Here is a 25,405-nt window from a genome sequence, read left to right on the forward strand (position 1 = left end):
CGGGTGATCCGTTAACCTGTCTCGTTGTTTCGGGGAATCCCCCATACCCTCCGTCGGATCGGCTCGAACCCGATCGGCGTTGCCGCGGCGATCGCCTCACGAGGCGAGCACGCAAAGGAGTGATGGCGCCTGTCCACCGCCCTGGTCGTCACAGCGCCCGCTGCCCCCGGTTCGACGGATCGGGTCGATCCGGCCCCGCTGCTCGCCGAGTTGTCGGCGCTCGATCGCAGTGTGCCGGAGATCGAGGTGGCGGCCCCGGACGCGCTGCGGGCCGCGTTGGCCGCGGGGGAGGACCGGATCACCCTCGTCGACGCGCGGTTCGTCGGCCACCGGCACGCGCTGCGCCTGGTGATCGCCGACACCCGCTTCCCGGCCGCACACGTACCCGGCGTGCTCGCCGTCGAGGGCGAGGCCAGGGCCGAGGCGGCCCGGATCGCGGCCGGCCTCGACCGGCCCGCCGCCGACGACTGCGTGCCCGACCTGATCGCCGAGCGGCTGGCCGCGGCGGGTGTCTCGCCGCGCGAGGTCCCGCTGGGCGAACTGGTCGCCGAGGTGCCGCGCGACGAGGACGCGCGCGCCCGGGCGGTGGCCGCGGTGGCCGCGGTGGACGACGAGCGCATCCGGCTCACCTCGGCGGTCAAGGCGCGGGACGGTTTCTTCACCACGTTCGCGGTCAGCACCTGGTCGCGCTACCTGGCCCGCTGGTGCGCGCGCCGGGGCCTGACGCCCAATCAGGTCACCGTCGCCTCGCTGTTCGTTGCGCTCGCCGCGGCGGCGGGCGCGGCCACCGGCACCCGCGCCGGCTACATCGGCGCGGCCCTGGGCCTGTACTTGTCCTTCGTGCTCGACTGCACCGACGGCCAACTCGCCCGCTACGCGGTGAGCTATTCGCGGATCGGCTCGTGGCTGGACGCCACCTTCGACCGGGCCAAGGAGTACGCCGTCTACGCGGGTCTGGCGCTCGGCGCCGCCCGGCACGACGACGACGTGTGGACCCTCGCGCTGGTCGCGATGGTGGTGATGACCACCCGGCACATCGTCGACTTCGCGTTCAACGAGACCCGGCGCGGCATCGGCGGCGGGGATGACGAGAGCGCCGACGGCGGCGCGGGCGCCAAACTGTCCGGCAAGCTGAACGCGGTCGGCTGGACCGTGTGGGCCCGGCGGATGATCATCCTGCCGATCGGCGAGCGCTGGGCCCTGATCGCCGTGCTCACCGCGACCACCACGCCGCGGATCACCTTCGTCGTGCTGATCACCGGCTGCGTGCTCGCCGCCTGCTACACCTCGCTCGGCCGCGTCCTGCGCTCGCTGCCGCGCCGCACGCCGGCCGCCCCGCAGGTCGGCGAGCACCTGGCCGCGCTCGCCGACAGCGGCCCGCTCGCCGAACTCGTCGCCCGGCTGCGGCTGCGCGTGCCCGCCCCCGCGGCCGCGCTGCTTGGCACCGCCGCCCTGCTCGCCGTGCTGCTCGCGGGCGGCGCGGGAGAGTGGTGGGGCCTGGCCGGCGCGGGCGCCTACGCGCTGTGCGCCGGGGTCGCGATCGGCCGCCCGCTGGTGCGCCGGCTCGACTGGGTGGTGCCGCCGATCTTCCGGGCCGCCGAATACGCCGCGATCACCGTCCTGGCCGCGCAGGTGGTGCCCACCGCGGTGGCCGTGGCATTCGGTTTGGTCGCGGCCACCGCCTACCATCACTACGACACGGTGTATCGCCTGCGCGGCGGCTACGGGGCCCCGCCCCGGGCGCTGGTGTGGGCGGTGCTCGGTCACGAGGGACGTGTGCTCCTGGTGACCGTGCTGGCCGCGGCGGGTTCGGACACCCTGCGCACCGGTCTGATCGTCACGGCCGGCGTGTTGGCGGCGATCGTGCTCGCCGAGAGTGTCGCCTTCTGGGTGCGCGGCGCGCGCCCGGACATCGACGACGCCACCCCGGTGGGCCCCGCCCCCTCGGCCTCCACACCGTCGTACCGCCCCCTGGAGGCCGTCGTCGCGGCGGCCCCCGATCGAACTGGAGACCTTTCATGATCGGCCTCGTTCTCGCAGCCGGCGCCGGCCGCCGGCTGCGCCCGCACACCGACACGCTGCCCAAGGCCCTGGTGCCGGTGGGCGCGCCCGGTGCGCCGGACAGCGAGCGGTCGATCCTGGAGGTCACGCTCTCCCACTACGCCGCGGTCGGCCTGACCGAGGCCGCGATCGTGATCGGCTACTGCGGCGACGCGATCCGCGAGCGGCAGGACCTGCTGGAGCGCCGGTACGGCCTCAAGCTGCGCCTGGTCGACAACGACAAGGCCGAGGAGTGGAACAACGCCTACTCCCTGTGGTGCGCCCGCGACCACCTCGCCGACGGCGTATTGCTCGCCAACGGCGACACGCTGCACCCGCTCTCGGTACAGGAGACCATGCTGGCCGCGCGGGGCGGCGACAAGGGCATCATCCTGGCCCTGGACACCGCCAAGCCGCTCGCCGACGAGGAAATGAAGGTCACCCTCGGCGACGACGGCCGGATGCGCCGGATCACCAAGCTGATGGACCCGGCCGAGGCGGCCGGCGAGTACATCGGCGTCACGCTGATCGAGGGCCATGCCGCGCCCGCGCTGGTCGACGCGCTCCGGGCCACCTTCGAACGCGACCCGCAGCTGTACTACGAGGACGGCTACCAGGAACTGGTGAACCGCGGCGGCCGGGTCGACGTGCAGCCGATCGGCGCGCCCGACATCCGGGTGCCGTGGACCGAGATCGACACCACCGAGGACCTGACGGTCGCCCGGGAGATCGCGTGCCGGTACTGACCCGACTGGTCCCCACACCGCTCACCGTCGACATTCGCGCGGGCGCGGTCGCCGACCTGGCCGGCATCCTGGCCGACCGTCGGGTCTCCACCTCGGGCCGGATCGCGGTCGTGGTCAGCGAGGGCTCCGGCGCCGGGCTGCGCGAGCGGTTCGCCCCGCAACTGCCGGGCGCCGAGTGGTATTCGGTGGGCGGTGGCACGCTGACCGCGGCGGTCGACCTGGCCGACCGCATGCGCGGCGGGGCCTACGACGCGGTGGTCGGCCTCGGCGGCGGCCGGGTCCTGGACGCCACCAAGTACGCCGCCGCGCGCGTGGGCCTGCCCATGGTCGCGGTCGCCACCAACCTCGCCCACGACGGCATCGCCTCGCCGGTGAGCATCCTCGACAACGACGCGGGCCGCGGCTCCTACGGCGTGCCCACGCCGATCGCGCTGGTGGTCGACCTGGACCTGGTCCGGGCCGCGCCGCAGCGCTTCGTGCGCTCCGGGATCGGCGAGTCGTTGTCGAACCTGTGCGCGGTGGCCGACTGGGAGCTGTCCCACCGGGTGACCGGCGAGCCGCTGGACGGCCTCGCGGTCGCGCTCGCCCGCACCTCCGGCGACTCGATGCTGCACCGCCCGGGCGGCATCGAGGACGACGACTTCCTCGTCGCGCTGACCGAGGGCCTGGTGCTCTCCGGCATCGCGATGTCGGTGGCCGGCACCACCCGCCCGTGCAGCGGGGCCTGCCACGAGATCTCGCACGCCATCGACCTGCTCTACGGCGAGCGCGACGGCCACGACGGGCTGCACGGCGAACAGGTCGGCCTGGGCGCCGCGTTCGCCACCCACCTGCGCGGCGACAAGGCGCTGACCAGGCTCTTGACGAGCGCCCTCGAGCGGCACAAGCTGCCGGTCGTGCCGGAGCATCTCGGCCTGACCATCGACGAGTTCACGGCGGTGGTGACTCACGCGCCGCAGACCCGCCCGGGACGTTTCACCATCCTCGAACATCTCGACCTCGACCACGACGCCATCCGGGATTCGGTGACCGAATATGTCCACACCTACGGCGGCTGAGCTTCGCTCGGTCGTACACCCCGAGGGTCTGCTCGACCGGCGCAGTGGCGAACACTGGGCCGGGCGCATCTACATGCGCCGGATCTCCCTCCAGGTGACCCGACGCATCGTCGGGACCCGGGTGACGCCCAACGGGCTCACCTACATGATGATCCTCGCGGGCATCGCCGCCGGCGCCGCGCTGATCCTGCCCGGGATCGCCGGACCGCTCGCCGCGCTGATCCTGGTGCAGCTCTACCTGCTGCTCGACTGCGTCGACGGCGAGGTGGCCCGCTGGCGCCGGCAGACCTCGGTCACCGGGGTCTACCTCGACCGCGTCGGCCACTACCTGTCCGAGGCCGCGCTGCTCTCCGGCGCCGGCCTGCACGCGGCGGGCGTCCTGGACGGCGGCGGCTTCAACGGCTACGCCACGCTCGGCGTGGTCGCCGCCCTGGGCGCGATCCTGATCAAGTCCGAGACCGACCTGGTCGACGGCGCCCGCGCGAAGAGCGGCCTGCCGCCCGTACAGGACGCCGCCGCCGTACCGCGCTCCTCGGGCGCGGCGAGCGCGCGCAAGATGGTCGCCTCGCTCAAGTTCCACCGTCTGGTCGGCGCCGTCGAGGCGTCGATCTTCCTGCTCCTGGCGGGCGCGCTCGACCTGGTGGCCGACGACGGCGGCCTGCTCTACAGCCGGATCGCGGTCACCGCGCTGGCCGCCATCGCCCTCCTGCAGACCGTGCTGCACCTGGTCAGCGTGCTCATGTCGAGCAGGCTCCGGTGACCGCCGAGGCTGCCGAGGGGCAGCGGGCCGATGGCGGCGCCGACACCGAACACATGGTGCTCGGCGCGGTGGTGCTGACCATGGGCGATCGCCCGCGGGAGCTGGAGCGCCTGCTGCGCTCGGTCGCCGACCAGGACGGCGAGCGGATGGCGGTGGTCGTGGTCGCCAACGGCGGCCCGCTGCCGGAGCTGCCCGAGGGTGCGGTGGGCATCGCCCTGCCGAAGAACGTGGGCATCCCGGCCGGCCGCAACGTCGGCGCCGACGGCCTGCCCGCCGACACCGACGTGGTGCTCTTCCTCGACGACGACGGCCGGCTCGGCGGCACCGACGCCGGCCGCCTGCTGCGCGAGGCGTTCGCGGCCAACCCGCGCCTGGGCATCGTCTCCTTCCGGATCGTGGACCCGGAGAGCGGCGAGACCCAGCGCCGGCACGTGCCCCGGATCCGGGTCGGCGACCCGCTGTGCTCGGGCCCGGTGACGACGTTCCTGGGCGGCGCCAGTGCGGTGCGCGCGGCGGTGCTGCGCGAGGTCGGCGGGCTGCCCGACGACTTCTTCTACGCGCACGAGGAGACCGACCTGGCCTGGCGCGCGCTCGACGCGGGCTGGGAGATCGAGTACCGCGCCGACATCGTGCTCGAGCACCCCAAGACCAGCCCGGCCCGGCACGCGGCCTTCTTTCGGATGAACGCGCGCAACCGCGTCTACCTGGCCCGACGCAATCTGCCCTGGCCGATCGTGCCCGCCTACCTGGGCACCTGGGTGGTACTCACGGCCGCCCGCCGCCCGTCCAAGGAAAACGCCAAGGCCTGGGCGGCCGGCTTCCGCGAGGGCTGGCGGACCCCCGCCGGCCCGCGCCGACCGATGTCCTGGCGAACGGTCTGGCGGATGACCAGGCTCGGCCGTCCGCCCGTGATCTGACAGGCTGGAATTCCCCGTACCGTATCGATTTCGACCCGACGCACATGAAAGTGTCAACGTGGCCAACAGCGTGCAGGCCGACACCCTTAGCCCACAGGGGACGTCGGCACCCCCCGGTTCCAGCGAACCACTGGCGGACCTCGCCGCCCGCTACAAGCTGACGGTCAGTGGTGCCCGCCCCGGGCTGTTCGCGTACAGCGGGCAGCTCTGGGCCCGGCGCCACTTCATCGTGGCCTTCGCCAACGCCAAGACCCGGGCCACCTACAGCACGGCCAAGCTCGGCCAGGTGTGGCAGGTGCTCACGCCGCTGATGAACGCGGCCGTGTACTACCTGATCTTCGGCTACCTGGTGCAGACCAAGGAGGGCATCGACAACTACGTCGCCTTCCTGGTCACCGGCGTCTTCGTGTTCACCTTCACGCAGAGCGCGGTGCTCGCGGGCAGCCGGGCGATCAGCGATCAGCTCAATCTGATCCGGGCACTGCACTTCCCCCGCGCGTGCCTGCCGATCTCGTTCACCATCGTGCAGCTCCAGCAGCTGCTGTTCTCGATGGTCGTGCTGTGCGCGATCGTGCTGGGCACCGGTGAGCCGCTCACCCTGAAGTGGCTCCTGGTGGTGCCCGCGCTGGTGCTGCAGTTCGTCTTCAACGTCGGCCTGAGCCTGGTCCTGGCCCGGATCGGCGCGGTGCTGGTGGACATCAAGCAGCTGCTGCCGTTCGTGCTGCGCACCTGGCTGTACCTCAGCGGCGTGTTCTACAGCCTGGACTCCTATACCGACAAGGCGCCCGGCTGGGTGGCCCGGGTGCTGGAGGCGAACCCGGGAGCGGTCTACATCGAGGTGATCCGCGACTCGCTCATCGACAGCCACCACACGCTCCCGCTGCACGTGTGGGGTTACGCGGTGGGCTGGGCGCTGGTGATGGGCATCGGCGGATACGTGTACTTCTGGAAGGCGGAAGAGAGGTACGGCAGTGGCTGAGCAGCCCGCGATCATGAGTTTGGCCGAGGCCGGCGCGACGTCCGGCGCGAAGTCCGAGGTCGACGTGCCCGAGCAGAGTGCCGCGCAGTCGGCGCAGCAGCCGCAGGAGGAGATGCCGCCGACCGTGGTGGTCGACGACGTGCACCTGATCTACCGGGTGCACGGCGCCGCCGCGGGCAAGGGCAGCGCCACCTCCGCGCTGTCCCGGCTCGCGCTGCGCAAGAAGGCGGCGGGGATCACCGAGGTGCACGCCGTGCGCGGCGTCAGCTTCGTCGCCTACAAGGGCCAGGCGATCGGCCTGATCGGGCGCAACGGTTCGGGCAAGAGCACGATCCTGCGCTGCATCGCCGGCCTGCTGCCGCCCACCACCGGCAAGATCTACAGCGACGGCCAGCCGTCGCTCCTGGGCGTCAACGCCGCGATGATGAACGACCTCACCGGTGAGCGGAACATCATCCTGGGCTGCCTGGCGATGGGCATGACCCAGCGCGAGGCCGACGCCAAGTACGACGACATCGCCACGTTCTCCGGGCTGAACAACTACAACGGCAAGGACTTCCTCAGGCTGCCCATGCGGACCTACTCGTCCGGCATGGCCTCCCGCCTGCGGTTCTCCATCGCGGCCGCCCGTACGCACGACGTGCTGATGATCGACGAGGCGCTGGCCACCGGCGACCGCGACTTCCAGCTCAAGAGCGAGGCGCGGATCCGCCGGCTCCGTGAGGAGGCGGGCACGGTGTTCCTGGTCAGCCACAGCATGAAGTCGATCCGGGACACCTGCGATCGGGTCATCTGGCTCGACCAGGGCGTGATCAAGATGGACGGCCCGACGACAGAGGTTGTCGACGCATACGAGGGCAAGTAGCACCCGGCCCCACATGGGCCGAGGCGGCACCGGCACCACGGCGGCAACGCCGGCACGACACGCACCACAAGCACCACAAGCACCACGCAAAGGGAAGGTTCACCGGTGTCCTTGCAGGTCCTGGCGGAGAGTACCGACGACAACCTCGACATCGAGGTTTTGCGGGACGTCAACGGACTCACCGAACACACCTCCTGGGCGCACGGCGGCATGGAGTTCATGGGCGAGTACGGCATGTTCGCCGTACTCGCCGTGCTCGGCCTGCTCACGTGGTGGCGGGTACGCTCCCGGCCGGACCACATCGCGGCCGTGGCCGGCCTCGTGTGGGCCCCGCTCGCGGCCCTGGTGGCGGAGTTGGCGAACGCGCCGCTGCGCGACTGGGTGGACCGGCCGCGCCCCTTCCTGAGCCACGACGGGCTGCACGTGCTCGTGCAGGGCAAGACCGACCCGTCCTTCGCCTCCGACCACGCGCTGACCACGATGGCGCTCGCGGTCGGGATCCTGCTGGTGGACCGCCGGATCGGCGTGCTCGCGGTGCTCGCCGCGGTGTTCACCGGCTTCGCCCGGCTCTACGTGGGGGTGCACTACCCGACCGACGTGCTCGCCGGATTCGCGCTCGGCGCACTGGTCGCGCTGGTCGGCTCGATGTTCGTCGGCCGCCTCCTGGAGCCGGTGGTGCGGATGGTCGAACGCGGACCGCTGCGGCCGCTGGTCACGGCCGCGCCGCGTGCGGCGGGATGACGGCGGCGCGGCCGAGGGGGCGGACACGATGGGCAACGACACCGAGGGCGGCCGGGACGCGGGCCGACTGGGCGAGCGGCTGAGCCTGCGCGAACAGGTCGCGCGGGCGATCCGGGCCGCGCTGGTGACCGGCCGGATGCAGCCGGGGGTGGTCTACTCGGCGCCCGCCCTGGCCGGCCGGTTCGGGGTGTCCGCCACGCCGGTGCGCGAGGCACTGCTCGACCTGGCCAAGGACGGCCTGGTCGAACCGGTCCGCAACAAGGGCTTCCGGGTGCGCACGATGTCCGCCGCGGACCTGGCCGATGTGCACGACCTGCGCGAACTCCTGGAGATACCGACCGTCGCCCGGCTTGCCCGGGACGGCTGCGCGGACGAGATGCCGCGCCTGCGCGCGCTGGTCGACGACATCGCCGACGCGCCGGCGCGGGCCGGCGCGGCGGACCGCGTGGACGCCGAGGACCGCTTCCACGCGCACCTGCTCGGCCTGGCCAAGAACGCGCGCCTGGTCAAGGTGGTCGCCGAGTTGCGGGCCCAGGCCCGGCTGTACGGTCCCCGTCCGGAGGCGGACGCGGCCGAACACGGCTCGATCGCCGCCGAGCTGCACCGATTGCTCGACTTGATCGAGGCTCGCGACGCGGCGGGCGCCGAGGAACTGACCCGCCGCCGGCTGGCCCGATCGCGCCCGTCCGCCCTCGCGGACGCCCCCGCCGCCCCGGCATCCCCCGAACGGCCGTAACCCGGCGTCGCCTCGCTCGTTGTCCCGTCGAGCCGACGCCGCGTGGCCGGCCGTCACGCGAGGATTCCGAGCATCCGGGAGAACCCCACATGTTGGTCCGCACCGCGCTCACGGGTGCCTGTTGCGCCCTGGTCCTGGCCGGGGTCGCCGGTTGTCAGGGCGACGACGTGCAACCGCAGGGAGCGCAGGTCAAGGGCAGTGGCGGGGCCGCGAGCGGCGGCCCGTCGGACGCGGTCGCCGCCGTGCGCAAGGCGGCCGACGTCACCACCGGCGCGAAGAGTTCGCGCACCCGCACCACGATGACGATGCAGAGCGACAACCGGGTCGTGAAGCTCACCGGCCAGGGCATGTTCGACTATGTCCGGCACATCGGTTCGCTCACGGTGGACGCGCCCAAGGACTCCGGCATCGCCGGGCCGCTCCAGGAGATCCTGACCCCCGACGCGCTCTACATGAAGAACGGCTCGCCCGGCATCCCCAAGGACAAGTGGGTGCGCCTCGCGATCGACGGGCTGGCCGACGGCAACCTGGTCAGCGGCGGCGGCACCGACCCCGGGACGTCCTTCGAGATACTGCGTGGGGTCAACGACGACGTGGTCCTGGTGGGCACCGAGAAGCTGGGCCCGGACACCGTGCGGCACTACAAGGGCACTTTGGACATCCGCAAGGCGCACGACCTGACCGCGCCGGAGGTGCGCGGCCCGTTGGCCGCCGCGCTGAAGACCTTCGACGGCGCGCCGATTCCGTTCGACGCCTACCTCGACGACGCCGGTCGACTGCGCAGGGTCGAGGAGTCGTTCGTGTTCGTGATGGGTCCGGACGAGGCCAAGTCCGCGCCGACGACGAAGGTGCTCTCCGCCGCGGAGCTGTACGACTTCGGCGTCGTGGTCGACGTCAAGCCGCCTGAGGCCAAGGACCTCTACGTGACGCCCGCTCCGCCCGCCGCCCCGCCGAGCATCCCGGCGAAACGCGGTTAGACCCGGCGATCGGCCGGACCGGGCCTCGGCCCGGTCCGCCGGACGGCCCCCGTTCACCTCCGCGACGTCGTTCCGGGCGGTTCCCAAATGACCCAGGCGTGTCATGGTCGCGCCGAGGAGCCGCCCCTACGCTGGATGGGCCGAAGGACCGTCCGAGGCGTGCCGCGAGGAGGCGATGGGAGTGTCACGATTCTCCGATCGCCGCGTGCACGACCACGTCGTCCTCGACGAGATCGAGCTCTACGGGGACCTGATGATCGCGGCCTCGGCGAGCGAGGGCCCGCTCACCCAGGCGCAGATCGACGCCGTGCTCGGCCTGGCCGGTGGCCGGGGGTCGGGCGCGCACGGCAGGGCCGGCCCCCGTCGCCGCGGCCTCAGGAGCGCACCAGGCGTGCGATCGCCTGGGACGCCTCCTTGACCTTCTCGTCCGCCTCCGGGCCACCCTTTTCCACCGCGTTCGCCACGCAGTGCCCGAGGTGTTCCTCCAGCAGGCTGAGCGCGAAGGACTGCAGCGCCTTGGTCGCCGCCGAGACCTGGGTGAGGATGTCGATGCAGTATTCGTCCTCGGAGACCATGCGCTGCAACCCGCGGATCTGCCCCTCGACCCGACGCAGCCGCTTCAGGTGCTCGTCCTTGCGCCCGCTGTAGCCGTGTCCCGACGCGCCGTGTCCCGAGGTTTCGTGCCCCGATGCGCCGGATGTCGCCTTCGTGTCCGGCGTCTGCGGATCCTGTTCCACCGTCGTCTCCCGTGTCCGTGCGGCCGTTTCCCACCTGTCCATGGCCCGATCGGGTGACCGTCCACGTCTCGAATTTACCCCCGGGGGGTATATCCGGCAAGCGCTCCGATCGCCCCGCCCACGGCCGACCGGCTCCGGCGGGCGTCGCGCCGGCCGATCCCCGGATTCGGTTCGTGTGATGTGGGCGACATGGATCGAGGGTAGGGCGCTCTGTCTTTCGAATGGTGCGCGGACCCATACTCTGGCCGTGTGACGGGCGTCCTCGACGGCGGAACGGGCGGTTCCGCATGCCCGTTCGTCGCTGTGCGCGTGTGTCTCATTACCGCCGGGTACGGTCGGGGTTCGCGTCGACTCCCCGGTTTGCGTGCAGGACCGCAAGAGCGCCTAGCATCGACGCCGACCACCTTCATTATCCCGGAGACCTCAAGTGCGATTGCGTCTGACCCCCAGGGAGACGAGCTTCTACGACATGTTCGCCGCAGCGGCGAGCAACCTGGTCACCGCATCCAAGCTCCTGACGGAGTTGCTCGGCGCAGAGGTCTCCGCTCGTCCGGAGATCGCCGAACGGATGCGCGCGGCCGAGCATGCCGGTGACGACACCACGCATGCGATCATGCGCCAGCTCAACGCCTCCTTCATCACGCCGTTCGACCGCGAGGACATCTACGCGCTCGCCTCGCAACTCGACGACGTCATGGACTACATGGAAGAGGCGGTCGACCTGGTCGTGCTGTACCAGCTCGACGAACTCCCGCCCCAGGTCGCGGACCAGATCGAGGTGCTCGTGCGGGCCTCGGAGCTGACCGCCGAGGCGATGCCCCGGCTGCGCACGATGAAGGACCTGACCGAGTACTGGATCGAGATCAACCGACTCGAGAACCAGGCCGACCAGATCCACCGCAAGTTGCTGGCGCACCTGTTCAGCGGGGCGTACGACGCGCTGACCGTGCTCAAGCTCAAGGGCATCGTCGACGTGCTCGAAGAGGCCGCCGACGGGTTCGAGCACGTGGCGAACACGGTCGAGACGATCGCCGTCAAGGAGTCCTGACCCAGTGGAACTCACTGGTCTGATCATCGTCATCGGCGTCGCGCTCTTCTTCACCTACACCAACGGCTTCCACGACTCGGCCAACGCCATCGCCACCTCGGTGTCCACCCGGGCACTGACCCCGCGGGCGGCGCTGGCCATGGCCGCGGTGATGAACCTCGCCGGCGCCTTCCTCGGCGAAGGCGTCGCGAAGACCGTCAGCGAAGGGCTGATCTCCACCCCCGAGGGCCATCAAGGTCTGGTCATCCTGTTCGCGGCGCTGGTCGGCGCGATCTTCTGGAATCTGCTGACCTGGTACTTCGGGCTGCCCTCGTCCTCGTCGCACGCGCTGTTCGGCGGCCTGGTCGGCGCCGCGCTCGCGGGCTCCAGCACCGTCTACTGGGACGGCGTGCTGGAAAAGGTCGTCATCCCGATGTTCCTGTCGCCGGTGGTCGGTCTGGTGGCCGGCTATCTGGTGATGGTCGGGATCATATGGCTGTTCCGCAGGGCCAATCCGCACAAGGCCAAGCGCGGATTCCGGCTCGCGCAGACCGTCTCGGCGGCCGGCATGGCGCTCGGGCACGGCATCCAGGACGCCCAGAAGACGATGGGCATCGTGGTGATGGCGCTGGTGATCAGCGGCCACCACGAGGGCGACGGCATTCCGGTGTGGGTCAAGCTCGCCTGCGCCATCACGCTCTCGGCCGGCACCTACGCGGGCGGGTGGCGCATCATGCGCACCCTCGGTCGCAAGATCATCGAGCTGGACCCGCCGCAGGGCTTCGCCGCCGAGACCACGGCCGCGTCGATCCTGTACACCACGGCCTACGTCTTCAAGGCGCCGATCTCCACCACGCACATCATCACCTCGGCGATCATGGGCGTGGGCGCGACCAAGCGGGTCAAGGCGGTGCGCTGGGGTGTCGCCAAGAACATCCTGATCGGCTGGTTCACCACGATGCCGGCCGCGGGTCTGGTCGCGGCGGGTACCTACTGGATCGCCCACCTGATCGTGGGCTGACCCGGGGGCCGCGCGCCGCGCGCGTAACGCAGGACGCACGCGGCATCCGGCCCGGACGGTACGGATGTCACAGCCGGCACGGTTGGCACAGGTGTCGCATAACGGACGAGAGGGCCCGCACCGAATCCGGTGCGGGCCCTCTCGCGTGTCCATGTCGGCGATCCGTCGACTCGTCGCTCGGTGCGTCGATCCGTCAGCCGAACCGGCCGGCGATGTAGTCGGCGGTGGATTCCTCGGTCGGCGCGGAGAAGATCGTCTCGGTGTCGCCGATCTCCACCAGCTTGCCGGGCTGACCGGGGCCGGCCAGGTTGAAGAACGCGGTCTTGTCCGAGACGCGGGCCGCCTGCTGCATGTTGTGCGTCACGATCACGATCGTGTAGCGCTCCTTGAGCAGCGCGATCAGGTCCTCGATCGCCAGCGTGGAGATCGGGTCCAGGGCCGAGCACGGCTCGTCCATCAGCAGCACCTGCGGCTCGACCGCGATCGCGCGCGCGATGCACAGTCGCTGCTGCTGGCCACCGGACAGGCCCGCGCCGGGCTTGTTCAGCCGGTCCTTGACCTCGGTCCACAGGTTGGCGCCGCGCAGCGACCGCTCGACGATCGCGTCCAGGTCGCCCTTGCGCTTGATCCCGGCGAGCTTGAGCCCGGCCGCGACGTTGTCGTAGATCGACATGGTCGGGAAGGGGTTGGGCCGCTGGAACACCATGCCGACCGTGCGGCGCACCGCCACCGGGTCGATGTCGCTGCCGTACAGGTCCTGCCCGTCGAGCGCGACCGAGCCGTCCACGGAGGCGCCCGGGATCAGCTCGTGCATGCGGTTCAGGGTGCGGATGAAGGTGGACTTGCCGCAGCCGGAGGGACCGATGAAGGCCGTGACCGAACGCGGCTCCATGGTCATCGAGATGTCCTCGACGGCCTTGTGCGAGCCGTAGTAGGCGTTGAGTCCGGCAACTTCGATGCGCTTGGTCATTCCTGCCTCTGGATCGGTGCGGATGTCGGTGCCGCGGTCGGCCGTACGGGTCCTCGTCGTGGCCTTCATCGGCCCGCCTTCGGTGCCTTCCAGCGGGCGATCAGCCGCGCCGCCAGGTTGAGGATCATCACGATGAGGATCAGCGTGAGTGCCGCGGCCCAGGCCCGTTCCTCGGCGAACTTGTTGCCGGCGTGGTTCTGGTCGAACACGTACAGCGGCAGCGCCGATTGCCACCCCGAGAAGGGGTCGGTGTTGATCGACTGGGTGAGCCCGACGAGCAGCAGCAGCGGGGCGGTCTCGCCGATCACGCGGGCGATGGAGAGCATCACGCCGGTGACGATGCCGCCGAACGCGGTGGGCAGCACGACCTTGAGCACGGTGCGCCACTTCGGGATGCCGAGCGCCAGGCTGGCCTCGCGCAGCTCGTTCGGGACGAGCTTGAGCATCTCCTCGGCGGAGCGCACCACCGTCGGCAGCATCAGGATCATCAGCGCCAGCGACCCGGCGAAGCCGGAGGCCTCGAAGCCGAGCATCAGGATCCAGAAGGCGTAGATGAACAGACCCGCGACGATCGACGGCAGACCCGTCATCACGTCGACGAAGAAGGTCACCGTCTTGGCCAGCCGGCCGCGCCCGTACTCGACCAGGTAGATCGCGGTGAGCAGGCCGATCGGGACCGCGATCAGGGTGGCCAGGCCGACCTGCTCCAGGGTGCCGATGATCGCGTGGTAGACGCCGCCGGTGTCGTCCCGGGCGCCCACGCCGCGCATCGAGTGGGACAGGAAGTACGGGGTGAGCTTGTCGATGCCGCGCTGGATCGTGTAGCCGAGCAGCGAGACCAGCGGCAGCACGGCGAGCACGAACGTGGTGGAGATCAGGCTGGTGGCGAACCGGTCCCGGGCCCGACGGGCGTCCTCGAAGCGCCACGAGACGGCGGAGAGCGCGACGATGAAGATCACGCCGGCGAGGAAGACCGCGAGCGCCCAGTTGTCCAGGGTCAGCTTGAACACGATCGTCAGCAGCACGCCGCCGCCGGCGATCGCCCACGGCACCTGACGCGGCAGGGTCCGCCGGGTCAGCGACGCCACGCGCGGATCGGCCGGCCCCCCGCGACCGCTCTCGGCCGCGTCCGTACCGATGCCCGGGCGCTTGTCGCCCGTGTCCAGGACGGTCATGAGTTCGCTCCAGAGAACGCCTTGCGCCGGTTGATGACGACGCGCGCGGCGCCGTTGACGAGCAGCGTCATGATGAACAGGACCAGACCGGAGGCGATCAGCGCGCCGCGGCCGATGTCGTTGGATTCGCCGAACTGGTTCGCGATGTTCGCCGCGATCGTGGTGTTGCCCGGGTCCAGGATGTGGATCGAGAGGTCGAAGCTGGGCGAGAGCACCATCGCGACCGCGATGGTCTCGCCGACCGCGCGGCCGAGGCCGAGCATCGACGCGCTGATGATGCCGGGCTTGCCGTAGGGCAGCACCGCGACCCGGATCATCTCCCAGCGGGTGGCGCCGAGCGCGAGCGCGGCCTCCTCGTGGGCCTGGGGCACCTGGAGGAAGACCTCACGGGTGACCGCCGCGATGATCGGCAGGATCATGATGGCCAGCACGATGCCGACGGTGAACAGCGTGCGGGCGGTGGCGCCCGGCTGCTCCTTGTCGAAGATCGGGATCCAGCCGAGGTAGTCGGCCAGCCAGGTGTGCAGGCCGAGCAGCTTGGGGGCCAGGAAGATGTAGCCCCACAGGCCGTAGACCACGCTGGGCACCGCGGCCAGCAGGTCGACGATGTAACCGAGTGTCTGGGCGATCCGCCGGGGTGCGTAGTGCGTGATGAACAGCGCCACCCCCACCGCGACCGGCACCGCGATGACCATCGCGATGGTGGCGCTGACAACCGTGCCGAACACCAGGGTGACGACGCCGAACGCGGGCTTGGCCACGTTCGGGTCCCAACCCTGGTCGGTCAGGAAGCTGCCCTGGTTCTTCGACAGTGCGTCCGTCGCCTTGACCACGAGGAAGATCGCGATCGCGGCCATGATGGCGAGCAGGCTGATGCCGGCGCCGCGGGCGGCACCGGAGAAGATCCGGTCGCCTGGTCGGACCTTGACGCGCTTGGCCACGGGGGCCTTGCGCTCGGGGTCCGCCGGTGCGGTGGGGGTGGTGGTGGACATCTCTCTCCGTACGAGTCGGTCGCTCAGCGGGCTCGGACTAGGACAGACCGGCCACGGCGGCGCGGACCTTGTCCGCGACGGTCGTCGGGAGCGGCGCGTAGCCGATGCCCGCGAGGACCTTCTGGCCTTCGGCGCTGGAGGTGTAGGTGAGGAAGGACTTCATCAGCGGGAGCTTGTCCGCCGCGGTGCCCCTCTCGCAGACGATCTCGTAGGTCACCAGGATGATCGGGTAGGCGCCCTCGGCCTTGGTCGCGTAGTCGACCGACAGCTTCAGGTCGTTGCCCTCGCCCGCGATCTTGGCCGCCTCGACGGCCTTGCCCGCGGCCTCGGGGGTGAGCTTGACCGGAGCCGACGCGCCCGTGTTGATCGCGGCGATGTTCAGGCCGGCGTTCTCCGCGTAGGACTGCTCCACGTAGGTGATCGCGCCCTGCGTCGACTTCACGATCTGCGCGACGCCCTCGCTGCCCTTGGCGCCCTGGCCACCCGGGGCCTTCCAGTCCTGGGCCGAGTCGAAGGTCCAGTCGGCGCCGGCGGCGGCCTTGAGGTACTTGGTGAAGTTCTCGGTGGTGCCGGACGCCTCGGACCGGTGCACGGGCTGGATCGCGGTGCCGGGCAGCTGCGCGTTCGGGTTCAGCGCCTTGATCTCGGCGGCGTCCCACTTGGTGATCTTGCCGGAGAAGATGCCGGCGATCGTCTTCGCGTCCAGGACCAGGTCCTTGGCGCCGGAGACGTTGTACGCGACCGCGATCGGGCCGGTCACCATCGGGAGGTTGATCGCCTGGCCCGGCGCGCACGCGGCGGCGGCCTTGGCGACCTCTTCCGGCTTGAGCGCCGAGTCGGAGCCCGCGAAGGTGACCTGCTTGTCGAAGAACGACTGGCGGCCGGTGCCCGAACCCGAGGACGCGTAGTCGATCGTGGCACCCGAACACTTGGCCTGGTACGCCTTGATCCACTCGTCCATCGCGTTCTTCTGCGCGCTGGAGCCGGCGGCGGCGAGCTTGCCGGTGCCGCAGTCACCCTTGGGGGCCTCCGCGCCGGGGGCGGACGCAGCCTTCGTGGACGAGTTCTTCTCGTCACCCGAGCTGTTGTCGTCGGAGCCACACGCGGCCAGCGTGAGCGCGCCGGCGAGTGCCAGGCCGGTGAAGCCGATACCGCGACGGACACTGCGGGGCCGAATGGTCACGGCGCTCCCTTTCGATCGAACTCTGCTCGTGGTCGCGACGACCCGAGCGGTCGCCGTCATGCACGAAGTTAGGCTGTGTGAATGAAGCGATCCGCCGGGGAAAGTGAACCGAGGGTGAACTCGAACGGTCGAGTCAGATAAGCCGACCGCTGGATGAATTGTCCGTTCATGTGGCCATTTACCGCCCGCGAACTGCGGCTTTGGAGTGACGCCCGAGCGACGTTCATCCCGCGTTCAGATGGACGCCGAGTTACGTTCGGTAAACCGTGATCACGGCTTGACCAAGCGCTCAGCTTCCCGTCGGATAGGGGGCGTATCGGCCCACGGCCACCACCCGCCCCGCCCACGTGTGCAACACGGCGAATTCGCCGGGCAACAACGGCTCCGCCGGCAGCCGGGGCGAACCGGCCCCGGAGGCGATCGCCGGCAGATCCGGGACGGGCGTACACAGCAGCGCGGGCCGACCCGCGCGCACCGCCTCGGCGGGCGACACGGCGGCCGTGTGCACCCGCGCCCCGGCCGCCGCCACATACGGCGCCACCGTCGCCGCGGCGTCCGGCTCCGCGCACCCGTACACCTCGACCGGCGCGAACGCGGCCAGCATCGGCACCAGGTCCGGGGCGAACGCCGGGCCCGCGCGCAACACCACGACCGGCACCGTCGCCGGCGGCGGCCCGGTGCGAAACGCCTCGATCAACGACGCGGTGTAGTCCGGCGTCCCACTGCGCTCCGCGGCCTCCTCCGGCGCGCCCCACCACATCCGGTCCACCTCGTGATTGGGGGTGAACCCGCCCGACACCGCCTCCGCCACCCAGTAGCGGTTGATCTTGACCCGGTCGCGCGAGCGCATCGGATAGCTGCGCACCCCCAACTCCCGGCCCAGCACGGCCCGGAAACCGGTCTCCTCGGCGATCTCGCGCACCGCGGCCACCACCGCGGGCTCACCGGGCTCCAGCTTGCCCTTGGGGAAGGACCAGTCGTCGTAGCGCGGCCGGTGCACCAGCCCCACCTGCGTCCCGTCGGGGGTGCGCCGCCACAACACCCCACCCGCGGCGAGCACCGGATCGTGCGCGGGCTCCGCCGCCCCGGGCGGGTCATCCATCGAGCCACGACCTGACGTCGTGCGCGTAGGCCCCGGGCCAGACCCGGGTGAACGCGTGGCGCTGCGCCGTCGCCGCCCACCGCTCGCGGGCGTACAACTCGCCGAGTACGAACGAGGCGGGCCCGCCGATCCGGGGCGTGGCCGCCAGCTCGGCCACCGCGCCGGCCGCGATGCACGCGTCCTGGTGGATGCCCAGGACCTCGGTGACCGCCTTGAGCCGCCGGGCCAGCCGGGCGGCGGGCGCGCCGAACGCGGGCACGCACATGTCGGCGGCGTAGCGGGCCCGCTTGGCCAGGATCCGCACCCGGTGCCACGCCTCGTCGTCGGTGCCCGCGTACGGCGAGAAGCCCGGGGCGTCCACGGGATCCGGATACGGCACCCCCGCCGCGACCAGCGGCAGCGCGTCGGCGGCCCGGTCGAGTCGGCGCAGCGTGCGGGCCACCAGCTTCGGCACCACCTCGGTGCCCGGGTCCGCCGCCCGCTCGGTGAAGGTCAGCCCCAGGGCCGGCTCCACGAGTTCGGCGGACAGCGTGGTGAACAGTCCCGAGTCGAGCGCGGCCAGCGCCCGGGCACGTCCGGAGCCCAGATCGCCGCGCAGTCGACGCCCGACCAGCGCCCGGGCCCGGACCGTCCCCGGCCGCTCGGGCAGCGCGTCCAGGTCCGCGAGCAGCCGTTCGAGCAATACCTCGGAGTCGCGCTCGCCGGCCAGCGCGTCCGCGGCCTCGCGCAGCCGGGTGCGCAGGCGTGTGGCGGGTTCCGGGTCGAGCAGCGGCGCGCAGGTGGCCAGCGCGCTGCGGATGCGTCTGGCGGCCACTCGCGCCTGGTGCGCGGCGTCCTCCTCGCCCGCGCCCAGGCGGGGCAGCTGGTCGATGAACGCGCCCGCCTCGCCGACCAGATGGGCGAGCAGGATCTCGCCGGCGGAGGTGTCCTCGGCCGCCGCGCGCGGTCGGGGAATGGTCGTCGCCTGCTTGCTACTCCGGGCCACGTCTGCGCCTCCGGGTCTCGATGAGGTGCTCCTGCACGTCGCGAAGCCGGGTGCCGTCGGCCGCCGTCGCGTGCCTGGTCCAGGTACCGTCCCGGTCGAGGTGCCAGGACGCGGTCTCCGCGCTCATCCCCAGGTCCATGAAGGACGTCATCTCGTCGCGGTGTCGATCGCCGCGCAGCCGCACCGCGGCCTCGACCCTGCGGTCGAGATTGCGGTGCATCAGGTCGGCGCTGCCGATCCACACCTCGGGCTCACCGCCGCCGGCGAAGACCCATACCCTGGAGTGTTCCAAAAATCGGCCGAGAATACTGCGCACTCGGATGGTCTCGGACAACCCGGGAACGCCCGGCCGCAGCGCGCAGATGCCCCGGATCCACAGGTCCACCGGGACGCCCGCCTGCGAGGCGCGGTACAGCGCGTCGATCACCAGCTCGTCCACCAGCGAGTTGGACTTCAGCCGGACGTAGGCGGGCAGGCCCGCCTCGTGGTTGGCCACCTCCCGCTCTATCCGCTCGACCAGTCCGTTGCGCAGCGAGTGCGGCGCGACCAGCAGGCGCCGGAACGACTGCGCGCGCGAGTAGCCGGAGAGCCGGTTGAACAGGTTCGACATGTCCTCGCCGACCTGCGGGTCGGCGGTCAGCAGGCCCAGGTCCTCGTACAGGCGGGCGGTCTTGGGGTTGTAGTTGCCGGTGCCGATGTGACAGTAGCGGCGCAGCGCGTCGCCCTCCTGGCGCACCACCAGGCACAGCTTGGAGTGCGTCTTCAGGCCCACCACGCCGTGCACGACGTGGCAGCCGGCCTGCTCCAGCTTGCGCGCCCAGGTGATGTTGGCGTGCTCGTCGAAGCGGGCCTTGAGCTCGACCAGGACCAGTACCTGCTTGCCCGATTCGGCCGCGTCCACCAGCGCGTCCACGATCGGCGAGTCGCCCGAGGTGCGGTACAGGGTCTGCTTGATCGCGAGCACGTTCGGATCGGCCGCGGCCTGCTCCAGGAAGGCCTGGACCGACGTCGCGAACGAGTCGTAGGGGTGGTGCACCAGGATGTCGCGCTTGCGCATCGCGGCGAACACGTCGGCGGCCTGCGCGGTCTCCACCTCGGCCAGGTCGCGGTGGGTGCCGGCGACGAAGCGGCCGAATTTCAGCTCCGGCCGGTCCAGGTCGGCGATCGCGTGCAGCCCGGTCAGGTCCAGCGGCCCCGGCAGCGGGTAGACCTCCTTCTCGCCCACGCCCAACTCGCGCACGAGCAGGTCGAGCACGTGCGGGTCGATGGTCTCCTCGACCTCCAGGCGCACCGGCGGGCCGAACCGGCGGCGCATCAGCTCCCGCTCCAGCGCCTGGAGCAGGTTCTCCGCGTCGTCCTCCTCCACCTCCAGGTCCTCGTTGCGGGTGACCCGGAACGCGTGGTGCCCGAGCACGTCCATGCCCGGGAACAGATCGCCCAGGAACTCGGCGATCACCTCCTCCAGTGGCACGAAGCGGGCCGGCGAGGTCTCCACGAAGCGCGGCAGCAGCGGCGGCACCTTGACCCGGGCGAAGTGCTCGTTGCCCGAGCGCGGGTTGCGCACGATCACGGCCAGGTTCAGCGACAGGCCGGAGATGTACGGGAAGGGGTGTGCCGGGTCGACCGCCAACGGGGTGAGCACCGGGAAGACCCGCTCGCGAAAGAGCGCGTAGAGCGACTGCCGCTCGCCGTCGGTGAGGTCGTCGAAGCGCAGCAGCTGGATGTCGGCCTCGCCCAGCGCGGGCAGCACGTCGTGGTGGAAGCAGGTGGAGTGGCGGGCCATCAGCGCGCGGCTGCGCGACCAGATGTTCTCCAGCACCTCGCGCGGCTGGAGTCCGCTCGCCGCGCGTACGGCCAGGCCGGTGGCGATCCGGCGCTTGAGGCCGGCCACCCGGACCATGAAGAACTCGTCGAGGTTGGACGCGAAGATGGCCAGATATCGAGCCCGCTCCAGGAGCGGGGTGCTCGGATCCTCGGCGAGTTCGAGCACCCGCTCGTTGAACGCCAGCCAGCTGCCCTCGCGGTCCAGGAACCGGTCCGGGGGCAGCTCGGACTCCGCGTGCACCGCAGCCGCGGTGACGGCGGTGCCGCCGTTCTTCGCCGGCGGCACGGCCACGGTGAGGTGTCGGGAGGATCGTGCGGCGGGAGTCTCGGCGTTCATCAGACCATTGTCTTTTCGCGACGGTCTATGTGCACCTGTACGAAGGCGACCCGAAACAGTTGTTCGCCAGGTTTCACACGGTGTTCAACGTCGGTACATCACATCGACTGTATGCACACGAAAGCCCAAACGGGTATAGACCTTGACCGCCGGCTCGTTGTCCGCGTCCACATACAGCAGTATTTCGGCGAGCGGCACGCCGTCGACGGTGCGCTCGGCCAGGTGTCGCAGGCCCACCGCGGTCAGCAGCGCGCCCAGGCCGCGACCCTGCGCGGCGGGGTCGACGCCGACCACGTACACCTCGCCCAGCGGACCCGAGTCCGCCGTCGCGGGATGTGTCTTCGTCCAGTGGAAGCCGAGCAACTCGCCGGAGTTCGCGTCCTCGGCGAGGAAGAAGCCGGCCGGGTCGAACCACGGCTCGGCGAACCGCCGGGTCAGATCCTCGGCCGTCCACGCGCCCTGCTCGGGGTGGTGGGCGAACGCCTTCGCGTTCAGCGCGAGCCAGGCCCGGTCGTCCACCCCCGGGCGGAAGGTGCGCAGCCGCACGTCCGCGGGCGTGGCGACCTCGGGCACCGGGGTGTCGGCCACCCGGCGCATCTGCCACAACTCGCGGAACGCGGTGAAGTCCAGCGCCTCGGCCAGGCGCCCGGCCGCCGGCAGCTTGCCGTGCGCCCACACCCGCAACCGGCCCCGCTCGTCGACCCGCGCGGCCTCGGCGAGCACGGCTTCGAGCAGCGCCCGACCCAGGCCCGCGCCGCGCGCGGCCGGCACCACGAACAGTTCGGCGGCGGGCCCGTCCACCGGGTCCGCGCCGTCGAGGTGCGCGAAGCCGACGATCCCGGAGGCGTCGCGGGCCAGCAGCTCGCGCGACGCGGGCCCGCCGTGGCGCAGCTCGAGGCGGGACTGCTCGGACAACGGCGCCGCGCCGTCGACGCCGGCCGCCGCCTCCGCCAGGGCCAGTACGGCGGCGGCGTCATCCGCCGAGGCCCGATTCACCGTCTCGATCGACACATCCGCGAGGTCCATGACGTCCACGGTACTGAGCGACGCCGGGAGGCGTCCCGGGGCCGTCGGCCGCGGCCGGGTCCGGGACGGTCAGCCGCAACCGCAGCTGCGCCGGACCACCAACGTGGACGGGAAGGTACGCACCCGCGGGTCCCCGGCGGCGGCCGGTTCGCGCTCCAGGGCCAGCTCCACCGCGGCGCGGGCCATGCCCGGCCGGTCGGAGGTGACCGTGGTCAGCGGCGGGTCGGCGATGGCCGCCTCGGCGATGTCGTCGAAGCCGACCACCGCGAGGTCGTCCGGCACCCGCAGGCCCACCTCGCGCGCCGCGTGCAGCACGCCCATCGCCTGGTCGTCGGTCGAGCAGAACAGCGCCCGGGGCCGGTCCGGCCCGGACAGCAGGGACAGTGCGACCTGGTAGGCGCCGAAGCGGCCGAACGGCGCCTCGTGCAGCAGTCCCTCGGTGGGCAGTCCGCGCTCGGCCAGCGCCCGCCGCCAGCCGGTGACGTGGTCGGTGACCGGGTCGCCGGAGTCGGGGGTGGTGGGCGGCCCGCCGAGGCAGTCCACTCGGGTGAAGCCGTGCGTGTCCACCAGGTGCCGGACCGCCGTGTAGGCGCCCTGGACGTCGTCCAGGATGACCGCGTCGCCGCCCAGCGCGTCGGGTTGGCGGTGCATCAGCACCACCCGCACGTCGCGGGTGGCGATCTCGCGCGCGGCGCGCTCGGAGGGGCCCTGGCTGACCAGCACGAGGCCGGACACCTGCATGCCGAGGAACGCGCGCACGTAGTGCAGTTCGCGGTCGTCCTCGTAGTCGGAGTTGCCGATCAACACCAGCCGGCCCTGCTCGAACGCGGCCTGCTCGACGGTGTGCGCGAGTTCGGCGAAGAACGGTTGCCGGGCGTCGGGCAGCACCAATCCGATCAGGTTCGTACGACGGCTGGCCATCGCCTGGGCCACGCTGTCGGGGCGGTAGCCGAGCTTGTCTATGGCCGCGAGCACTCGCTCGCGCGTGGCCGGAGCGACCGGGCGCGGGCCGTTGTTGACGACGTAGGAGACCACCGCGGTGGAGGTCCCCGCGAGGCGGGCGACGTCGTCGCGGGTCACTTTGGGCACGCGGTCATTGTAGGGACGGGGACCGGCGCGGCTCACGGGAGTTCACAACCTGGACGCGGGGACGGGGCGGTCCTCCGCGTTCTTCCGGATAAGTCTGTTTTGTGGGCATGGGCGCCGGATGTTCCGCCGCGTCGATCGACTGGGCGGGGTTCACTTGCGGACTCCGGCCGCCGTCGGACGCCGAAGGCCGCTCGCCCGGGTGCGCGGACACGGGTCGTTCGGGTGTGCGGGCTCACACCCGCTCGGCGACCGCGACGTCCCCGACACCTCGGTCGGGTACCACGAACCGGTAGCCGACGTTGCGCACGGTGCCGATCAGCGACTCGTGCTCCGGCCCGAGTTTGGCCCGCAGCCGGCGCACGTGCACGTCCACCGTGCGGGTGCCGCCGAAGTAGTCGTATCCCCACACCTCCTGCAGCAGCTGGGCCCGGGTGAACACCCTGCCCGGATGCTGCGCGAGGTACTTGATCAGCTCGAACTCCTTGAACGTCAGATCGAGCACCCGCCCGCGCAGCTTCGCGCTGTAGGTGGCCTCGTCGATGCTCAGGTCGCCGTTGCGGATCTCGGTGGGCTCGTCCTCCGCGCCCTGCGCCGCCTGGAGTCGGCCGATCGCCAGCCGCAGGCGGGCCTCGACCTCGGCCGGCCCGGCGGTGTCCAGGAGTACGTCGTCGACGCCCCAGTCGGCGGTCAGCGCGGCCAGTCCGCCCTCGGTGGCCACCAGGACCAGGGGGGCGCCGACCCCGGTGGTCCGCAGGACCCGACACAGGCTGCGCACCTGGGGGAGGTCACGCCTGCCGTCGACCAGGATGACGTCGGCGGCGGGCGCGTCGACCAGGGCGGAGGCCTCGGCCGGGGCCACCCGTACCTGGTGCAGCAGCAGTCCGAGCGCGGGCAGCACCTCGGCAGACGGCTGGAGCGCGTTCGTGAGCAGCAGCAGGGCACTCAACGGGACACCTCCCAAAAACAGGCACAAAACACGAAAGGACCCGGGGCATCGTCGCCCGGATCCTTCATCGGTCGCCGACTCGTCCGATTCCGTAACCGTTGGGGAACCACTACCGGGGTCCTTGGGGTGTGCCCGTCATCGGAGGAGAGCCTGCGGGGCCAGGATAGCGAACATGTCTCGAGGAACCGACCCACCCGGGGATCTTCCCGCACTGCGGACACCCCACCCGACATTCGGCGACCCGCCGTTCACCGGAATGCCTGCACCCGAGCAGGCCGTGTTGTGCACCGACGACGACGTGCGGATCAGCGCGGTACACGGGCCGGCGGCCGATTCCGCAGCGGGGTCCGGGGCGGATTCCGGGGCACTCGATCGGGTCTTCGTGGTCGCCCACGGGTTCACCGGATCGTGGCGGCGACCGGCGGTCCGCACGGTGCTGCGCGGGTTGCGCCGGCACGGCGGGGTGATCGGGTTCGACTTTCGCGGACACGGCGCGTCCACCGGGCTGAGCACGGTCGGCGACCGCGAGGTGCGCGACCTGGAGGCGGCGATCGGCTGGGGTCGCCGGCTCGGCTACCGCCGCGTGGTCACCGTCGGCTTCTCGATGGGCGGCGGCGTCGTGCTGCGGCACGCGGCGCTGTACCCCGGGCCCGCGGCGGTGGTCGCGGTCAGCGCGCCCGCCCGCTGGTACTACCGGGGGACCGCGCCGATGCGCCGGGTGCACTTCGCGATCGAGCGCCCGACCGGCCGGGTGCTCGCCCGGTTCGCGCTTCGCACCCGGATCTCCGCCGAGCCCTGGCACCCGGTCCCGCTCGCCCCGTTCGAGGCCGCCGCCGCGCTCGCGCCCACGCCGCTGCTCGTGGTGCACGGCGATCGCGACCCCTATTTCCCGCTCGACCACCCCCGGCAGATCCACGCCGCGGCCCGGCCGCCGAAGGAGTTGTGGATCGAACCCGGCCTCGGGCACGCCGAAAACGCGGTCGACGCCGAGCTGGTGGACCGGATCGGCCGGTGGGCCCGGGCGCACAGCGAAGGGTGATCCGCGCGCCGGGCGGACCGAAGGGCTCGTCCCGAGGCGTCATCATGGATGCTGCACGCCTCGGCGCCGGCAGGCACCGGGACGGCGCATCGGCACACCGGGACACCGACACACCGGGACACCGGCGGACCCA

Annotated in this window: 25 protein-coding genes; 13 read left to right on the forward strand and 12 right to left on the reverse strand. The window is 71.5% G+C overall.

All coding sequences use genetic code 11. From position 1 onward, the window contains the following. The first annotated feature begins 210 nt into the window (after nucleotides 1–210). The 10 genes from ACMXN5_RS18010 (at nucleotide 211) to ACMXN5_RS18055 (ending at nucleotide 9,819) form a co-directional block, all read left to right on the forward strand. A complete protein-coding gene (locus ACMXN5_RS18010) occupies nucleotides 211–2,022 on the forward strand; it encodes a DUF5941 domain-containing protein (RefSeq protein ID WP_439676126.1) in 1,812 nt (603 codons plus the stop codon). Continuing rightward, complete coding sequence (locus ACMXN5_RS18015) at nucleotides 2,019–2,786, forward strand: NTP transferase domain-containing protein (protein ID WP_439676127.1); 768 nt, start codon at nucleotides 2,019–2,021, stop codon at nucleotides 2,784–2,786. Before ACMXN5_RS18010 ends, ACMXN5_RS18015 begins: the two co-directional genes overlap by 4 nt. Further along, a complete protein-coding gene (locus ACMXN5_RS18020) occupies nucleotides 2,774–3,844 on the forward strand; it encodes an iron-containing alcohol dehydrogenase family protein (protein ID WP_439676128.1) in 1,071 nt (356 codons plus the stop codon). Before ACMXN5_RS18015 ends, ACMXN5_RS18020 begins: the two co-directional genes overlap by 13 nt. Continuing rightward, a complete protein-coding gene (locus ACMXN5_RS18025; RefSeq protein ID WP_439676129.1) occupies nucleotides 3,822–4,604 on the forward strand; it encodes a CDP-alcohol phosphatidyltransferase family protein in 783 nt (260 codons plus the stop codon). Before ACMXN5_RS18020 ends, ACMXN5_RS18025 begins: the two co-directional genes overlap by 23 nt. 53 nt (nucleotides 4,605–4,657) lie before the next feature. Continuing rightward, complete coding sequence (locus ACMXN5_RS18030) at nucleotides 4,658–5,521, forward strand: glycosyltransferase family 2 protein (protein ID WP_439678032.1); 864 nt, start codon at nucleotides 4,658–4,660, stop codon at nucleotides 5,519–5,521. Between the two features lie 58 nt (nucleotides 5,522–5,579). Continuing rightward, nucleotides 5,580–6,500 carry an ABC transporter permease gene (locus ACMXN5_RS18035; RefSeq protein ID WP_126636473.1) on the forward strand — a complete coding sequence of 307 codons (921 nt, stop codon included), beginning with the start codon at nucleotides 5,580–5,582 and terminating at the stop codon, nucleotides 6,498–6,500. 112 nt (nucleotides 6,501–6,612) lie between these two features. Further along, on the forward strand, nucleotides 6,613–7,365 hold the full coding sequence (locus ACMXN5_RS18040) for an ABC transporter ATP-binding protein (RefSeq protein WP_395797069.1): 753 nt from the start codon (nucleotides 6,613–6,615) through the stop codon (nucleotides 7,363–7,365). A 105-nt stretch (nucleotides 7,366–7,470) separates the two neighbouring features. Beyond that, nucleotides 7,471–8,106 (forward strand): phosphatase PAP2 family protein, encoded by a 636-nt coding sequence (locus tag ACMXN5_RS18045; RefSeq protein ID WP_439676130.1) that lies wholly within the window; start codon nucleotides 7,471–7,473, stop codon nucleotides 8,104–8,106. Between the two features lie 28 nt (nucleotides 8,107–8,134). Further along, on the forward strand, nucleotides 8,135–8,842 hold the full coding sequence (locus ACMXN5_RS18050) for a GntR family transcriptional regulator (protein WP_439676131.1): 708 nt from the start codon (nucleotides 8,135–8,137) through the stop codon (nucleotides 8,840–8,842). Nucleotides 8,843–8,931: 89 nt separating this feature from the next. Then, nucleotides 8,932–9,819 (forward strand): hypothetical protein, encoded by an 888-nt coding sequence (locus ACMXN5_RS18055; RefSeq protein WP_439676132.1) that lies wholly within the window; start codon nucleotides 8,932–8,934, stop codon nucleotides 9,817–9,819. Nucleotides 9,820–10,003: 184 nt separating this feature from the next. Here ACMXN5_RS18055 and ACMXN5_RS18060 read toward each other — a convergent pair whose 3' ends face one another. Then, nucleotides 10,004–10,165 carry a hypothetical protein gene (locus ACMXN5_RS18060; protein ID WP_439676133.1) on the reverse strand — a complete coding sequence of 54 codons (162 nt, stop codon included), beginning with the start codon at nucleotides 10,163–10,165 and terminating at the stop codon, nucleotides 10,004–10,006. 28 nt (nucleotides 10,166–10,193) lie between these two features. Further along, the gene (locus tag ACMXN5_RS18065; protein WP_380008788.1) at nucleotides 10,194–10,598 is read right to left on the reverse strand and encodes a metal-sensitive transcriptional regulator; all 405 of its coding nucleotides are present in this window, start codon (nucleotides 10,596–10,598) and stop codon (nucleotides 10,194–10,196) included. A 385-nt stretch (nucleotides 10,599–10,983) separates the two neighbouring features. Between ACMXN5_RS18065 and ACMXN5_RS18070 the strand changes: the two genes are divergently transcribed. Beyond that, nucleotides 10,984–11,604: a DUF47 domain-containing protein gene (locus ACMXN5_RS18070; RefSeq protein ID WP_020552276.1), complete on the forward strand. Its 621-nt coding sequence runs from the start codon at nucleotides 10,984–10,986 to the stop codon at nucleotides 11,602–11,604. A gap of 4 nt (nucleotides 11,605–11,608) precedes the next feature. Next, nucleotides 11,609–12,604: an inorganic phosphate transporter gene (locus tag ACMXN5_RS18075; RefSeq protein WP_380008791.1), complete on the forward strand. Its 996-nt coding sequence runs from the start codon at nucleotides 11,609–11,611 to the stop codon at nucleotides 12,602–12,604. Nucleotides 12,605–12,797: 193 nt separating this feature from the next. Here the strand turns inward: ACMXN5_RS18075 and pstB are convergent, their stop codons facing one another. The 10 genes from pstB to ACMXN5_RS18125 all read right to left on the reverse strand — a co-directional run bounded on the left by pstB (nucleotide 12,798) and on the right by ACMXN5_RS18125 (nucleotide 24,233). Next, on the reverse strand, nucleotides 12,798–13,574 hold the full coding sequence (gene pstB / locus ACMXN5_RS18080; RefSeq protein WP_078976006.1) for a phosphate ABC transporter ATP-binding protein PstB: 777 nt from the start codon (nucleotides 13,572–13,574) through the stop codon (nucleotides 12,798–12,800). 65 nt (nucleotides 13,575–13,639) lie between these two features. Beyond that, on the reverse strand, nucleotides 13,640–14,749 hold the full coding sequence (pstA, locus tag ACMXN5_RS18085) for a phosphate ABC transporter permease PstA (protein ID WP_395796946.1): 1,110 nt from the start codon (nucleotides 14,747–14,749) through the stop codon (nucleotides 13,640–13,642). Further along, on the reverse strand, nucleotides 14,746–15,741 hold the full coding sequence (gene pstC / locus ACMXN5_RS18090) for a phosphate ABC transporter permease subunit PstC (RefSeq protein WP_439676134.1): 996 nt from the start codon (nucleotides 15,739–15,741) through the stop codon (nucleotides 14,746–14,748). Before pstC ends, pstA begins: the two co-directional genes overlap by 4 nt. Nucleotides 15,742–15,778: 37 nt before the next feature. Beyond that, nucleotides 15,779–16,924: a phosphate ABC transporter substrate-binding protein PstS gene (pstS, locus tag ACMXN5_RS18095; protein WP_439676135.1), complete on the reverse strand. Its 1,146-nt coding sequence runs from the start codon at nucleotides 16,922–16,924 to the stop codon at nucleotides 15,779–15,781. A 289-nt stretch (nucleotides 16,925–17,213) separates the two neighbouring features. Further along, entirely contained in the window at nucleotides 17,214–18,026 is an 813-nt protein-coding gene (locus tag ACMXN5_RS18100; protein WP_439676136.1) for an NUDIX hydrolase, read from the reverse strand. Continuing rightward, nucleotides 18,019–19,011: a CHAD domain-containing protein gene (locus ACMXN5_RS18105; protein WP_439676137.1), complete on the reverse strand. Its 993-nt coding sequence runs from the start codon at nucleotides 19,009–19,011 to the stop codon at nucleotides 18,019–18,021. The genes ACMXN5_RS18100 and ACMXN5_RS18105 overlap by 8 nt, the downstream gene beginning before the upstream one ends. After that, the gene (locus ACMXN5_RS18110) at nucleotides 18,998–21,172 is read right to left on the reverse strand and encodes an RNA degradosome polyphosphate kinase (RefSeq protein WP_380008809.1); all 2,175 of its coding nucleotides are present in this window, start codon (nucleotides 21,170–21,172) and stop codon (nucleotides 18,998–19,000) included. Before ACMXN5_RS18110 ends, ACMXN5_RS18105 begins: the two co-directional genes overlap by 14 nt. 84 nt (nucleotides 21,173–21,256) lie before the next feature. Continuing rightward, complete coding sequence (mshD, locus tag ACMXN5_RS18115; RefSeq protein ID WP_439676138.1) at nucleotides 21,257–22,198, reverse strand: mycothiol synthase; 942 nt, start codon at nucleotides 22,196–22,198, stop codon at nucleotides 21,257–21,259. A gap of 69 nt (nucleotides 22,199–22,267) precedes the next feature. After that, nucleotides 22,268–23,287: a LacI family DNA-binding transcriptional regulator gene (locus ACMXN5_RS18120; protein ID WP_078976000.1), complete on the reverse strand. Its 1,020-nt coding sequence runs from the start codon at nucleotides 23,285–23,287 to the stop codon at nucleotides 22,268–22,270. A gap of 232 nt (nucleotides 23,288–23,519) precedes the next feature. After that, on the reverse strand, nucleotides 23,520–24,233 hold the full coding sequence (locus ACMXN5_RS18125; protein ID WP_078975999.1) for a response regulator transcription factor: 714 nt from the start codon (nucleotides 24,231–24,233) through the stop codon (nucleotides 23,520–23,522). 256 nt (nucleotides 24,234–24,489) lie between these two features. Between ACMXN5_RS18125 and ACMXN5_RS18130 the strand changes: the two genes are divergently transcribed. Next, nucleotides 24,490–25,272 (forward strand): alpha/beta hydrolase, encoded by a 783-nt coding sequence (locus ACMXN5_RS18130; RefSeq protein WP_439678033.1) that lies wholly within the window; start codon nucleotides 24,490–24,492, stop codon nucleotides 25,270–25,272. Nucleotides 25,273–25,405: the final 133 nt, after the last annotated feature.

The organism is Embleya australiensis, assembly GCF_051903075.1.
Taxonomy (GTDB): Bacteria; Actinomycetota; Actinomycetes; order Streptomycetales; family Streptomycetaceae; genus Embleya.